14 protein-coding genes are annotated in these 12,774 nt (G+C 42.9%); 8 read left to right on the top strand and 6 right to left on the bottom strand.

Annotated features, from left to right (window positions below):
- Positions 1-214: 214 nt before the first annotated feature.
- Complete coding sequence (locus tag ABID29_RS07885) at positions 215-844, bottom strand: TrkA C-terminal domain-containing protein (RefSeq protein ID WP_354365614.1); 630 nt, start codon at positions 842-844, stop codon at positions 215-217.
- Positions 845-1,140: 296 nt separating this feature from the next.
- Between ABID29_RS07885 and ABID29_RS07880 the strand changes: the two genes are divergently transcribed.
- The 4 genes from ABID29_RS07880 to ABID29_RS07865 all read left to right on the top strand — a co-directional run bounded on the left by ABID29_RS07880 (position 1,141) and on the right by ABID29_RS07865 (position 2,239).
- Positions 1,141-1,380, top strand: coding sequence for a GlsB/YeaQ/YmgE family stress response membrane protein (locus ABID29_RS07880; RefSeq protein WP_354365613.1), 240 nt, complete (start codon positions 1,141-1,143; stop codon positions 1,378-1,380).
- A 78-nt stretch (positions 1,381-1,458) separates the two neighbouring features.
- Complete coding sequence (locus ABID29_RS07875; RefSeq protein WP_354365612.1) at positions 1,459-1,860, top strand: winged helix-turn-helix domain-containing protein; 402 nt, start codon at positions 1,459-1,461, stop codon at positions 1,858-1,860.
- A gap of 15 nt (positions 1,861-1,875) precedes the next feature.
- Complete coding sequence (locus tag ABID29_RS07870; RefSeq protein ID WP_354365611.1) at positions 1,876-2,007, top strand: hypothetical protein; 132 nt, start codon at positions 1,876-1,878, stop codon at positions 2,005-2,007.
- A gap of 4 nt (positions 2,008-2,011) precedes the next feature.
- The gene (locus ABID29_RS07865; protein ID WP_354365610.1) at positions 2,012-2,239 is read left to right on the top strand and encodes a hypothetical protein; all 228 of its coding nucleotides are present in this window, start codon (positions 2,012-2,014) and stop codon (positions 2,237-2,239) included.
- A gap of 368 nt (positions 2,240-2,607) precedes the next feature.
- Here the strand turns inward: ABID29_RS07865 and ABID29_RS07860 are convergent, their stop codons facing one another.
- The 5 genes from ABID29_RS07860 to ABID29_RS07840 form a co-directional block, all read right to left on the bottom strand.
- Positions 2,608-3,348: an amino acid ABC transporter ATP-binding protein gene (locus tag ABID29_RS07860; RefSeq protein WP_354365609.1), complete on the bottom strand. Its 741-nt coding sequence runs from the start codon at positions 3,346-3,348 to the stop codon at positions 2,608-2,610.
- Positions 3,348-5,543, bottom strand: coding sequence for an ABC transporter substrate-binding protein/permease (locus ABID29_RS07855; protein ID WP_354365608.1), 2,196 nt, complete (start codon positions 5,541-5,543; stop codon positions 3,348-3,350). Before ABID29_RS07855 ends, ABID29_RS07860 begins: the two co-directional genes overlap by 1 nt.
- A gap of 451 nt (positions 5,544-5,994) precedes the next feature.
- Complete coding sequence (locus ABID29_RS07850) at positions 5,995-6,630, bottom strand: YdcF family protein (RefSeq protein ID WP_354365607.1); 636 nt, start codon at positions 6,628-6,630, stop codon at positions 5,995-5,997.
- 49 nt (positions 6,631-6,679) lie between these two features.
- Positions 6,680-7,540: an Rgg/GadR/MutR family transcriptional regulator gene (locus ABID29_RS07845; protein WP_354365606.1), complete on the bottom strand. Its 861-nt coding sequence runs from the start codon at positions 7,538-7,540 to the stop codon at positions 6,680-6,682.
- 59 nt (positions 7,541-7,599) lie between these two features.
- Entirely contained in the window at positions 7,600-8,877 is a 1,278-nt protein-coding gene (locus tag ABID29_RS07840; protein ID WP_354365605.1) for a UDP-N-acetylglucosamine 1-carboxyvinyltransferase, read from the bottom strand.
- Positions 8,878-9,087: 210 nt separating this feature from the next.
- Here ABID29_RS07840 and uvrB point away from each other — a divergent pair, with 210 nt between their 5' ends.
- The 4 genes from uvrB to ABID29_RS07820 all read left to right on the top strand — a co-directional run bounded on the left by uvrB (position 9,088) and on the right by ABID29_RS07820 (position 12,660).
- Entirely contained in the window at positions 9,088-11,079 is a 1,992-nt protein-coding gene (uvrB, locus tag ABID29_RS07835) for an excinuclease ABC subunit UvrB (protein ID WP_354365604.1), read from the top strand.
- Between the two features lie 11 nt (positions 11,080-11,090).
- Positions 11,091-11,438 (top strand): hypothetical protein, encoded by a 348-nt coding sequence (locus ABID29_RS07830; RefSeq protein WP_354365603.1) that lies wholly within the window; start codon positions 11,091-11,093, stop codon positions 11,436-11,438.
- Between the two features lie 114 nt (positions 11,439-11,552).
- Positions 11,553-12,122 carry a hypothetical protein gene (locus ABID29_RS07825; RefSeq protein WP_354365602.1) on the top strand — a complete coding sequence of 190 codons (570 nt, stop codon included), beginning with the start codon at positions 11,553-11,555 and terminating at the stop codon, positions 12,120-12,122.
- Between the two features lies 1 nt (position 12,123).
- Positions 12,124-12,660 carry a GNAT family N-acetyltransferase gene (locus ABID29_RS07820; RefSeq protein ID WP_354365601.1) on the top strand — a complete coding sequence of 179 codons (537 nt, stop codon included), beginning with the start codon at positions 12,124-12,126 and terminating at the stop codon, positions 12,658-12,660.
- The last annotated feature ends 114 nt before the right edge of the window (positions 12,661-12,774 follow it).

Below are 12,774 nucleotides of genomic sequence, written 5' to 3'. Positions count from 1 at the left end.
TCCATTTTTAGGTTGCCTACCTGATAAAGAATTTACCTATAAGTGACAACTTGAGATATTTTTTATAGTGTCATTATAGCGTAAATTTAGGAAATGTCAATTAAAAACCATCAAAAGACAGGTCTTTTTTTGAAATTAGTTGTCACTAGTTTTTATTGATGTGCCTAATTGAGAAACATCGAAAGCAACTGGCAATCAGTCCAGTGGCTGTGATTTATTTTAGATTGAAAATATTGGCCATTCTAGCGTAACTAGGCTCATCTCCGATAAAATAGACGATATCATCCTTTTGCAAGGCTTGGTAGGGACTTGGTGAGAGCAGGAGTTCGTTCTTACGCTCAATAGCAACGATGGTCGCGCCGGTCTTATGCCAGATTTGAGCATCTTGCAACTGCATGCCAATCAAGTCGGAATCGTTGGAAAGCTTGAGGCCGTAAGGGTCAAGCGGGTATTTTTTGTTGACCAACTTGGTCTGCTCGACATAGACAGACACCAGCCCCTTTAGTTCTTTTAATTGGAGTTCCTGCTCATCAATTTTCTCGAGAATCCGTTTTTTCTGGGTTTCGATATCGTTGGTACTTTCAAAATCTTCGATGAATTCAATAGCCTTCTCTTTTGAAAGGACTACAGCGCCACTGCCGTGCTTAAGATTGACAATGTGGAGGTCTGACAAGATGTTTAGTGCCCGTCGTGTCGTTTCAGGAGAAACACCGAAGCTAGCAGCTAAGGTTGACCGTGCCTTGATTTTTTCTCCAACAGGGTAATCGCCGATGGCGATTTTTTTGGCAACTTCAAGGGCGATTTGTTGAAATTTGGATGTTTTTATAATTTTACGATTTGGCATTTGGCCTCCTTTGCCTTATCCTTATTTTTTCTTCTATAAAGTAAGCTTTTCCTTATTGTAGCACGTTTTAGGAGGAAAATCATCTCCTATTAAGCACATTTTAGAAAAGATAAGAAATCAGTTAACAACAAAAGACAATTCTATTTAAAAAGCATGTTGTCAAAGATATAAAATAGTTGACAAAGGATAAAAACTAGTCTATAATGACAATATAAATAAAAAAGAAAGTTGTCACACCGAAAGGAACCAATCACTTTTGTAAAGGATGTTGTTTCTGTGACAAGGGAGGAATCACTATGTTGTGGTCAATTATTGTCGGAGCACTTATCGGAGTTATCGCAGGAGCGCTTACCAAAAAAGGTGGCTCAATGGGCTGGATTGCTAATATCTTGGCTGGTCTAGTCGGATCATCTGTCGGACATGCACTCTTTGGCGAATGGGGCCCTAGCCTAGCAGGTATGGCTCTCGTACCCTCTATCTTAGGGGCGGTCATCGTTGTTGCAGTTGTTTCTTTCTTGCTCGGAAGATCTCGCTAAAGACAGCAGAATTTAATCAACATCTATCCTGGAGGCTCTAGTTCCTCCAGGTCAAATGGTCAAAACAAAGTTGAGGTGGTGATTATTCTGCATGATAAACATAAGGTTTCAAGCTATGAGACGATAGCAGTATCTATTGCCCGTTTGATTCACCGTCAAGAGATAAACGTCGGTGCTAAGCTGGACTCAATGGTTAAGCTGGGAAGGCGTTACGGTGTTTCGCGTGAGACCGTTAGAAATGGTTTGAAATTGTTGGCGGATGGAGGTGTTGTCTCCCTTCATCATGGCAAGGGAGCAGTTGTAATTTCCAGAGAATGTGCAATAGCCTTCTTGGATGATTTTCGGCAACAAACAGAAATTAGAGCCATTTATAGCGAAATTTCTGAGATGATTCATCAGCAAGAATCAGACTTGGACAAGCTAAAACACTTGGTGGGACAGTTGACACAAAAATTGTCGCCATCCCTTAAAGAGACGTAAGAAAAGAGGAAAGCCATGGTAAAAAGGGCACCTAGAACAAGTAAATTAACACGTTTAATCCAAATCGTGACAGTTGTACTGCCGGCCATTCAGGTCGTTAGAGGCATGATTGAGGATTACAAGGCAGAAAAAAGAGAAAGGAAGTAATCTTATGGCAAAAGGCGCCAAAAAAGGAGCCAATGGACTCCAAAAGATATTGACGATGGCAACAATGGCAGGGATCGCCTACAATTCCTTGAGCAAGGAAGACAAGCAAGCCCTCCAGCAAAAAGGCAAGCAATTGCTAGATCGTTTCCTATCAAAAGACACTAGCAATAAAGCGGTTGAGGTGATTGAAGCAAAAGATGTCACTGATAACGACTTGAATCCACCACTTTAGACTAGAAATAACCACCACATGATGTGTAGGATCAGATCGGCGCATGGTGTGGTGGTTTTGTGTGGAGTTACGTGTGAAAATGGACTGATCGAGGAGCTTAGCTCCCTTTACCTGTGTGAAAGATAGAGGATTTATACTCTTTGAAAATAAAAGATAGCTTTTGCCAACTCGCTCCGATGAAGTCCAGTTCTCTTATCAATGTGGTTTCTTCTTAGCAAGATTGATTTTCTTTGAGTATTAGCGGATGTTCGTTGGTGTGCTTGACTTTCTTAATGATAGGGTTAAAGTTTGCCAGACCTCTCCTTGGACAATAGAAAACTCCCTACTCTTTTTAGGAAGACCTGGAATAAGAGGGGGAGTTTTAAGTTTTAAACGTTGAGGACCTTGTCCAAGAAGTCCTTCAAACGCGGGTGTTGCGGATGATCAAAAATCTGATCTGGCGAGTTATCCTCTAGGAATTCGCCACCGTCTGTAAAGATGACACGGTTGGCCACCTTCCTAGCAAAGCCCATCTCGTGGGTCACAATCAGCATGGTCATGCCTTGCTGGGCGAGGTCTTTCATGACATTGAGCACGTCGCCGACCATCTCTGGATCAAGGGCTGAAGTCGGTTCGTCAAAGAGCATGATGTCAGGTTTCATGGCCAAGGCACGGGCGATAGCAACACGCTGTTTTTGGCCACCAGAGAGGCTCTCTGGCCGAGCATCTCGTTTGTCTGAGAGGCCGACCTTGTCGAGAAGTTCTAGGGCATATTCCTCAGCCTCTTTTTTGGTCATAAGCTTGTGCTCGATAGGAGCGAAGGTAATGTTGTCCAAGACGCTCATATGTGGAAAGAGGTTGAAGTGCTGGAAAACCATGCCGATATTCTCACGAACTTCATCAACCTTGGTTTTTTTATCGGTCAGATCGTAGCCGTTGACAATGATATGGCCACTGGTCGCTGTTTCTAAAAGATTGAGGCTACGCAAGAAGGTTGATTTACCAGAGCCAGAAGGGCCGATGATACAGACCACATCGCCTTCGTAGAACTGGGCAGTAATGCCTTTCAGGACTTCATTTTCACCATAGTATTTATGCAAATCTTGAACATCAATTTTTAGTTTTGGCATTACTTATTCCTCTTTTCTAAACCTTTGGCTAAACGTGTTAGCAAGGTAATGATGATGAGATACAATACTGCTAGTATAGCATACATACGGAAAGATTGGTAGTTTCGTGCAATGATAATTTTACCTGTTTGGAAGAGTTCGACCAAACCGATAGCGGAGATGATGGTGGTGTCTTTTAAGGTGATGACAAACTGGTTGATGAAGTTTGGCAACATGATTTTAGTTGCCTGAGGTAAGATAATTCGCTTCATGGTCTTGCCATAAGGGATCCCTAAGCTGCGGCTGGCTTCCATCTGGCCAGCAGGCACCGCTTCGATTCCTCCTCGGACAATCTCTGCGATATAGGCGCCTGAGTTGAGGGAGAGGGCGATGACACCCGCCACAAAATCATTGATTGGGCTTTGTTGGCCGGTCAGACTTTCTATCAAGTTTGGAATGCCCCAGAAGATGAAGGCGGCCACAATCATCAGAGGGATGCCACGGACCACATCGACAAAGAAGGACGCAATCACGCGTAGAATTTTAAAGGGACTGGCAGCCATGAGACCAAAGATAATCCCGATGAGGATGGCGATGGCAAAGGAGATCAGGGCTAGTGCAAGTGTGATGCCGAGTCCCTGTAACAGCTGTTGCCAGTTGTTTTTGAGAAGGCCAGGAATGGTTGTTTCATCCACGCCCTTGCCTGTGCTTGTTTCTGTTTCAGCGAAATATTTAGCCAGGATTTGATCGTATTCACCGGACTCCACAAGGGCTGCGAGACCATTGTTGAACATCTCGATCAGCTCAGGGTTGCTTCCCTTTTTAACGGCAAAGCCGTATTGGCCAATTGGGGTTCCTGGAATTGGCGTTGCCAAATTTTGTCCCTGGTTGATGGCGTATTTGACAATAGGCTCATCGTCCATGACAGCGGCTAAGGCCCCGGTGTTGAGGGAATCGTACATGGCTGACGCTTCTGAGAAGGTCTTGATGCTGTAGCCGTACTGGTCCTTGTTTTCTTCTAGAAAACTTTGAGAAGCAGTTCCGTTTTTGACCCCGACTGTTTTGCCTTTGAGATCTTCATAGGTTTTAATATCACTATTTTTAGGAACAGCTAAAATCGCATTTGCAGTATAGTAGGCATCTGAGAAATCAAAGGTTTCCTTACGTTCGTCTGTGATAGACATCCCTGCAATCATACCGTCCGCCTGTCCGGATTGGATGGCATTGAGTGCCGCATCGAAGCCAGGATTCTGAATCTCAATCTTAAAGTCCTGGTGGTCAGCAATGGCCTTGATGATGTCCATATCAATGCCAACATAGGTGTTGGAATCGTCTTGGAATTCAAAAGGAGCAAAGGATGAATCGCTGACAATGGTGTAGGTAGCTTTGACTGGTTTGGCCTTGTTGAGGGCATTGCCAGTCAAGGCAAGTGTTGCTGAGGCAGGGATTTTTGAAGCGCTGTCGCTGTCTCCAATGTACTCTGCCAAGATTTTGTCATAAGTGCCATCGGCCTTCATTTCTTTCAAGGCTTTATTGAAATCTGCAATCAAGCTTTCATTGGCGCTCCCTTTTTTGACGGCGAAACCAAAAGAACCAACGGATTCGGCTTCCATATTGATGGCTAAATTTTGTCCTCGGTTAATGGCGTACTGAATAACAGCGGTATCATCCATTACAGCATCAATAGCACCCGCGCTGAGGCTATTATACATCTCTGTTCCAGTGTCAAAGGTCTTGATGGTAAACCCGTGCTTATCTTTCAAGTCTTCTAGGAAAGTCTGTGAAACGGTCCCGTTTTTGACACCGACGGTCTTACCTTTTAAATCAGAATAAGCAGTCACCTTGTTTTTGGATAGGGTGGCAACAACGATAGAAGTATCAAAATAAGGGTCAGAGAAGCTAAACACCTCCTTGCGGGCCTCGGTGATCGTCATACCCGCCATGATGGCGTCGGCCTGTCCTGCTTGAACGGCATTAACAGCTGCATCAAAACCAGGATAGGTCTGCTCAGTCTTCCAGCCAGAGCGTTTGGCGACCTCTTGGATAATAGCAACATCGATCCCCTTATACTCTCCATTAGCATCTTGAAATTCAAAGGGGGCATAAGTAGAGTCGAAAACGATATCAATGGTATCTTCTGCCTGAACGGATTGGCCTAAAAACAGGCTCCATATGGGGAATAGGGTTAGTATAACTGCTAGTAATCTTTTCTTCATAGTGAACTCCTTTTTGTGAACATGTGGTCTATTATATCAAATTCTGAAAATAAAGGCAAATCAAAACCTTTCTTTATGTTAGAAGATATGACATAATGTTGTTCTAGTCTTAGAGTTTAGTAGCTCCAATGAGAACGAAAGGATGATTATATGCTGTTTTTCATAAGGAGGAAATGTTATGACTGTTGTAACCGGCAGAATAGTTGATGTCCATAAAGTAAATTCTATGAGATTATCGTCTTTGAAGAAGTTGTCTCAACTCTTACCATATTGGTGCTGGTCGTCCTTATTTTTTGGGCCGACTTTCAGCCAATTGTGAAGAAGTACTAGATTCAAGAAATAGCATGCTGATGGTGAGCTGTAGTGGGATTGAAGTTAAACTAAACGTAAAACAAATCAACTGTACAGAGTCGCTTCTTTCTTTCAATTAAAAAATGACTAGCTTGAATCTTTAGAATAAATAAGATTCTGGGGAGGTGATATCTCCTCTTTCGCCGTATAATTTAATCCTTAGATACTCGCCCCACACACGAGATTTTCCAACTTCGGATAACATCCAATTGTGTCGGGTTATTTTTACATCCTGATAAGTTGTATCAAAAGAATATGGAATGAATTTTATATCTTTAGGTAAATGCCTGTCTAATGTTCGTAATTGGCGACCTGTAGCGTGTGATTTACAAATAACCATTAGCGATTGAATAGAGTTAAAATTAAATATTTCCTTAGCATGGATAACATTTTCGAGACTATTAGTCGATCGGTTTTCGGACACAATGCAATTTTGGGGAACACCTGCTTTAAGTAAGTGCGAGACAATAACATCCGCTTCAGTATTTCCCTTCCAATCTGGATGAGGTTTTCCTGTCAAACTTTTTCCACCTGTTACAATAATTGTTTGACAATAGCCCTTCTTATATGCTTCAATTGCTTTTTGCCAATGTCCATGATGTGTACCGCTAAATATGAATAAGGCATCACATAAAGCTGGTTCACATCCTGGACCAAAAATAAGGTCTGTTAGGTATTCAATATCTTTTTGACTCATCTTAGGAACAGCGGGAGTCTTTGAAATGATTGGTTTCATAATATTTCCTTTCAAAAGTAATTTGAACAATTTAGAATCAAGAATAAATCTATGACTGATTGCGCTTAAAGAATTCTCTGTAGTATTTAGCCCTAAGAGGATAATTCAATGTTTCTAACATTGCGATAGCTTCTTCAATTAATGCTAGTCCAGAATTATCACCCTTTAAATAGTTATAAAAGCCTTTTATATAGTGGAATATAATCCGACGATAAGCGCTGTTTTCACCTTCTAGCATTGATGAGAGGTGGTCTATAAATTCTGGTACATACTTTAGCTCCTTCCTTGATAAGCAAAGTAAAACAGTATCAATTAAAACCTCTTCAACTAATTTTTGATTCTTAGGGAGTTCTTGATAGAATGTTTTATTCTCAATTATTTTTCTTGTTCGCATAACTACCAATTCTGTCGGATAAAAGCTAGCTAGATTGATAACTAATAAAACTTCATCTACACCCCAGTTTTCAACACTAAACAAGTAATCTGAAACAAATTCTAAATCCGAGGACTCCATCTGATGATGGTTCTCTAATTGAGCAATTGCTCCCTTAAACATGATCGCATTTAGTCTATGGCGATAAGTTGTTAAGTTTTTTTCGGATTTTTCTTTTTCGATAGCAATTAAATTATTTAATCCATCAATATCTCCTCTATAAAAATAGGATAGCATCTTATTCATTGTTTCTGCTTGCTGAATGCGTTGGTAATTATTAACTCTATCCATAAATTCGGTTACCCGTACATTTATAGCATCTAACGCTGAAATAAATTTTGTTAGAGATAAGTCTGTTTCTCCTCTCTCGAATTTTGACAACTGAGCTAGCGAAACATGCTCATTAGCAACTTGTTTTAATGTGAAGTGGCGATTTATTCGAAATTCTTTAAAAATTTGACCGTAATTAGGAAGCATTTTTCTAACTTCTTTCTTTCAAAATATAAGGTGTATTTGCTTGTTTCAACAGATATAGTTTATGAAGAGAATCGTATTTTCATACCTAGGTTGCTTAATTCTCCTACAATATCTTCATAACCTCTTAATAAGTGTTTAATATCGTATAGTCGGGTTTCGCCATCGATTCCTAAAGCGGTTAGTAATAAACAAGTACCAGCTCTTACGTCGCGACAATTGACGCTAACTCCCTTTTTCAATTTCTGAAAACTATTTCCTTTTACATAGGCGATGTTATCTTTTCTCACTAAGTCTACACCAAGTTTTGATAATTCTTCAACGTGACTAAATCTATGATAATAGACGTTATCCTGGACGGAACTATCTGTATTTGAATACAACATTAATGCTGTGAGCGGTTGTTGAAGATCAGTTGCAAATAATGGATACATACCTGTAACGCATCTATGGCCCGTAAGAGGTCCGATTTTTTTGGATGTTAGCCCTTCTTTTGAGTAAGATATTTGCAGTCCCATTTCTTCTAAAGTATAAATGAGTGATTCGAGATGCTCAGGAACAGCATTTGAAATGGTGATTTCCCCCCCTACAATTCCTGGGAGCATTAAAAAAGTTCCTGCAATAAGCCTATCTGGAATAACAGTATGAACAATTTTTTTGTTTACTTTTGTTTTAGATGGATAAATTGTAATTTTATGTGTACCTGCTCCAACAATTCTGTGTCCCATTTTGTTCAGTAGTTTAGCTAAATCAACCACTTCAGGATCAGTTGCACAATTAGTCATTACGGTTCTTCCTTCTGCTAAAGTAGATATAAGCATGATGTTCATTGTACCACCTGACGTTATCAAATCAAAATGAATATCGTTTCCAATTAGTTTGTCTGCATAAACGGTATACTGATCTTTAGATTCTTCAATAATGCCTCCTAACTTTTTAATTCCTTTAAAATGTTGGTCTATTGGTCTTGAGACGAAATCATCTCCACCGGGGAAAGCCAGAGAAACTTTTTTAAATTTCTTCAGAATAGGAGCAATAAAATAATAGGAAGCTCTGAAATCCGCTGTTATGGCGTAGTCTAGCTGATAGCTGCTGCAATTAGAAGAATCTACCAGGCAGTAATCTTCTTTCATTTCAAATTTGATGCCATTTTTTCTAAGCATTTCTCGTATTATTCTAAAATCTCTTAAATCTGGAACATTATTTAACTGGACCTCAGCATCATTTAAACAAGCGGCAGCCACAATGCCTAAGGCACTGTTTTTTGAACCTTGAATAGTGACTACCTTCCTTTCTAGAGCTGGAGATTTTTCTACAATTATGAATTTTTCTTCTAACATTAAGTTTTCCTTGTCTGATTGTTTTCCTACATAGAGGTATTCCCTTTGGGCCTAACTCTAAGCATTATTTTAACAGATAACGACAAATTTTGATGAAAATTCTAATATTTGAGAAAAATAGCTTACTCAGAGGTTAGGAAGATTCATTTTTCAAGGTTCTTTACATTACTCTGTGATACAATAAAAGAAAGTTAAAAAAGGAAATGCACTATGATTGACCGTAAAACAAGTAACCAATTCAAATTAGTCTCCAAATACTCTCCCTCTGGCGATCAGCCCCAGGCCATCGAGCAATTGGTGGACAACATCGAGGGCGGTGAGAAAGCCCAGATTCTCTTGGGGGCGACAGGGACAGGGAAGACCTATACCATGAGTCAGGTCATCGCCCGTGTCAACAAGCCGACCCTGGTCATCGCCCACAACAAGACCTTAGCTGGTCAACTCTACGGCGAGTTCAAGGAATTTTTCCCTGATAATGCGGTGGAGTATTTCGTATCCTACTATGATTACTATCAGCCTGAGGCTTATGTGCCTTCCAGCGACACCTACATCGAGAAGGACAGCTCGGTCAATGACGAGATTGACAAGCTCCGCCACTCAGCTACGTCAAGTCTCTTGGAGCGCAATGATGTCATCGTGGTGGCTTCGGTGTCCTGCATCTATGGTTTGGGGTCGCCCAAGGAATATTCAGACAGCGTGGTCAGCCTGCGTCCTGGTCAGGAGATGTCCCGTGATGATCTGCTTAACGCTCTGGTGGATATCCAGTTTGAGCGCAACGATATCGACTTTCAGCGGGGACGGTTCCGTGTGCGGGGTGATGTGGTGGAAGTTTTCCCTGCCAGCCGAGACGAGCATGCCTTTCGGGTGGAGTTTTTTGGGGATGAGATTGACCGCATCCGTGAGATTGAGAGCCTGACAGGCCGGGTTTTAGGAGAAGTGGAACATTTGGCTATCTTTCCTGCCACCCACTTCGTGACCAATGAAGACCACATGGAACACGCTATCTCTAAAATCCAAGCCGAACTGGAAGACCAGCTCAAACTGTTTGAAAAAGAAGGCAAACTCCTAGAAGCCCAGCGGCTCAAGCAGCGGACAGACTACGACATCGAAATGTTGCGGGAGATGGGCTACACTAATGGCGTGGAGAACTATTCTCGTCACATGGATGGACGAGCAGAGGGCGAACCGCCTTATACCCTGTTGGACTTTTTCCCAGAGGACTTCCTTATCATGATCGACGAGAGCCACATGACCATGGGCCAGATCAAGGGCATGTACAACGGCGACCGAAGCCGCAAGCAGATGCTGGTCGACTATGGCTTCCGCCTACCATCGGCTTTGGACAACCGCCCGCTTCGCCGTGAGGAATTTGAGAGCCACGTCCATCAGATTGTCTATGTGTCGGCGACCCCCGGTGACTATGAGATGGAACAGACCGAGACCGTGGTCGAGCAGATTATCCGGCCGACAGGATTGCTGGATCCTGAAGTTGAGGTCCGTCCGACCATGGGGCAGATGGATGATCTTTTGGGCGAAATCAATAGCAGAGCAGAAAAAGGCGAGCGGGTCTTTGTCACCACGCTGACCAAGAAAATGGCAGAAGACCTGACCGACTACCTTAAGGAAATGGGCGTCAAGGTCAAGTACATGCACAGCGACATCAAGACCTTGGAGCGGACGAAGATTATCCGTGACTTGCGACTGGGTGTCTTTGATGTGCTGATTGGGATTAACCTGCTCCGTGAGGGGATTGACGTGCCAGAAGTTAGTCTGGTCGCCATTCTCGATGCGGATAAGGAAGGTTTCCTCCGCAACGAGCGTGGGCTGATTCAGACCATCGGTCGGGCGGCTCGGAACTCGGAAGGCCATGTGATTATGTATGCTGACAAGGTGACCGATTCCATGCAACGGGCCATGGACGAAACCGCCCGCCGTCGGGCTATCCAGATGGCCTATAACGAAGAACACGGCATCGTCCCACAAACCATCAAGAAAGAAATCCGTGACCTCATTGCCATCACCAAGTCCAGCAAGTCCGAAGTGGCAGAAGAAACGGTTGACTACTCGGCTATGAATAAGACCGAACGGACCGCCGCCATCAAGAAACTGGAAAAAGAAATGCAAGCCGCCGCAGAACTCCTCGACTTCGAACTGGCCGCCCAAATCCGAGATATGGTGCTAGAGTTGAAAGCGATGGGGTGAGGAGTTAACCAATGAAGTCAAAGTGGATTAAAGCGATATTGCTATTGTCTATACTCCTTTTGGGTGCTTGGATTGTAAATGTATGGTTTCGCCCTCAGCAATCTTTTACACCTGAAGCGTGGGAACAGACAAAGTGGCAACAGAGATATACCTTTGTCGACAGCTTGGTAAGTGACTATTCGTTAGAAGGAATGACAAGAGAAGAGGTCCAAGAGTTGCTCGGAGAACCTGATACTGTCACAAGAAACGCTTTTGAGTATAAGGTTGTGATTGATTTGGTATTTGACTGGCGTGTTTTTTATCTAGATTTTGAAGATGATAAGGTCGTCCATTATGGTACCAGTGTACCTGATTGGTAGTGGAAGGTTTGTTAACTTTTCTTCTATCCTATTAAACGATATTATCATTACCGTGATGATGTGACATATTAGATGTGACATATTATAAGTATAGAAAAATGAAAGGACCACTCCATGCCCCTTATCATGACCTTTACTTCCCCCATGACCTTGGAGGATTTGATTGACCGTTACTACTCGGACGGTTTGACCAACATCGACCACATTCTGCACTTTGAGGAAACGCCTCAGGTCTGGACAGTGGACGAGGACAGCCAGATGGGCGATACCATCTTTTTTACCTGTGCGGAAAATGCGGTGGCCCACATGGCGCGCTTGGTGGCAGAGATTGCTTCCTTTGAGGGTCAGGTGGAGGATTTTGACCAGGTTTTGGCTTACGCTAAAAACCAGCAAAATCTCTATGAGACCTATGCTGGTCAGCTGCTAGCAGTTGGGCGACTGGCCAGTCCGCCCTTTCAGCGGGAGTCGCCTGGCTATGCTTTTGCGGCCTGGAGCAATCCCTGGTATGCCAAGGTTTCCGATTTCCGCCGTTTGACCCAGCCCTTGCCAGTGTCTGCTTTTAGTGATTTTATCATCTTTAGCGAAACCAGCTCCCGCACCTACCTGACCGACGACCAATACCACCAACTGTCCCTCTTTGTGCTGGGGTACTTGGATTTCCAATTAAAACTGAGAGAAGATTAGCATGTCCCAAATCACCATAGCCCCCTTAACTCTAGATCATATCGACATCATTCGGCAAATCGGTTTCACCCAAGACAAGCCCAAGTGGGCAGACTTCAACGCTCCCTACTTTGAAGAATACAAGCCCTGTCAGACAGTTGAGGAACTTTTAGCTGATGACCCGTCTTTGACCAATCCTGACAAGACCTGGGGGATTTTTGTGGATGGTCAAGTCGTTGGTACCCTTGGTCGCTACTGGGAAAATAAGGCCACTCGCTGGTTGGAAATCGGTTTAGTCATTTATGACGAGAACCTCTGGTCAGCAGGGATTGGCTCCACAGCTCTGTCTCAATGGATTGAGAAATGCTTTGACGATTTTCCAGAGATTGAGCGGGTGGGCTTGACCAGCTGGTCTTGCAATCCTGGCATGATGAAACTGGCGACCAAACTCGGTATGACCCAGGAAGCTTGCATCCGCAAAGTGCGCTATTGGCAGGGGATTTACTATGATAGCGTCAAATATGGCATCTTGCGAGAAGAGTGGTTTTCAGAACGATAAAATAACCCACCGAAGAACATGATATACTCCCCCTATAGTGGACAGTGAAAAAACAAAAATTCACTAGAAACTATAGAGGGAGTTTTCATATGTCCAAAAGAAGTCCGAAATCAG

The sequence above is a fragment of the Streptococcus rupicaprae genome, from assembly GCF_040545225.1.
GTDB lineage: Bacteria > Bacillota > Bacilli > Lactobacillales > Streptococcaceae > Streptococcus > Streptococcus rupicaprae.
Note: the sequence above shows the minus strand (reverse complement) of the source record. Positions and strands in the feature narration are given on the sequence as shown.

Bases quoted from the DNA above. Each gene is read 5' to 3' on its own strand.
- ABID29_RS07885 (WP_354365614.1), bottom strand. From the start codon at position 844: ATGCCAAATCGTAAAATTATAAAAACATCCAAATTTCAACAAATCGCC.
- ABID29_RS07880 (WP_354365613.1), top strand. From the start codon at position 1,141: ATGTTGTGGTCAATTATTGTCGGAGCACTTATCGGAGTTATCGCAGGA.
- ABID29_RS07870 (WP_354365611.1), top strand. From the start codon at position 1,876: ATGGTAAAAAGGGCACCTAGAACAAGTAAATTAACACGTTTAATCCAA.
- ABID29_RS07865 (WP_354365610.1), top strand. From the start codon at position 2,012: ATGGCAAAAGGCGCCAAAAAAGGAGCCAATGGACTCCAAAAGATATTG.
- ABID29_RS07860 (WP_354365609.1), bottom strand. From the start codon at position 3,348: ATGCCAAAACTAAAAATTGATGTTCAAGATTTGCATAAATACTATGGT.
- ABID29_RS07855 (WP_354365608.1), bottom strand. From the start codon at position 5,543: ATGAAGAAAAGATTACTAGCAGTTATACTAACCCTATTCCCCATATGG.
- ABID29_RS07850 (WP_354365607.1), bottom strand. From the start codon at position 6,630: ATGAAACCAATCATTTCAAAGACTCCCGCTGTTCCTAAGATGAGTCAA.
- ABID29_RS07845 (WP_354365606.1), bottom strand. From the start codon at position 7,540: ATGCTTCCTAATTACGGTCAAATTTTTAAAGAATTTCGAATAAATCGC.
- ABID29_RS07840 (WP_354365605.1), bottom strand. From the start codon at position 8,877: ATGTTAGAAGAAAAATTCATAATTGTAGAAAAATCTCCAGCTCTAGAA.
- uvrB (WP_354365604.1), top strand. From the start codon at position 9,088: ATGATTGACCGTAAAACAAGTAACCAATTCAAATTAGTCTCCAAATAC.
- ABID29_RS07830 (WP_354365603.1), top strand. From the start codon at position 11,091: ATGAAGTCAAAGTGGATTAAAGCGATATTGCTATTGTCTATACTCCTT.
- ABID29_RS07825 (WP_354365602.1), top strand. From the start codon at position 11,553: ATGCCCCTTATCATGACCTTTACTTCCCCCATGACCTTGGAGGATTTG.
- ABID29_RS07820 (WP_354365601.1), top strand. From the start codon at position 12,124: ATGTCCCAAATCACCATAGCCCCCTTAACTCTAGATCATATCGACATC.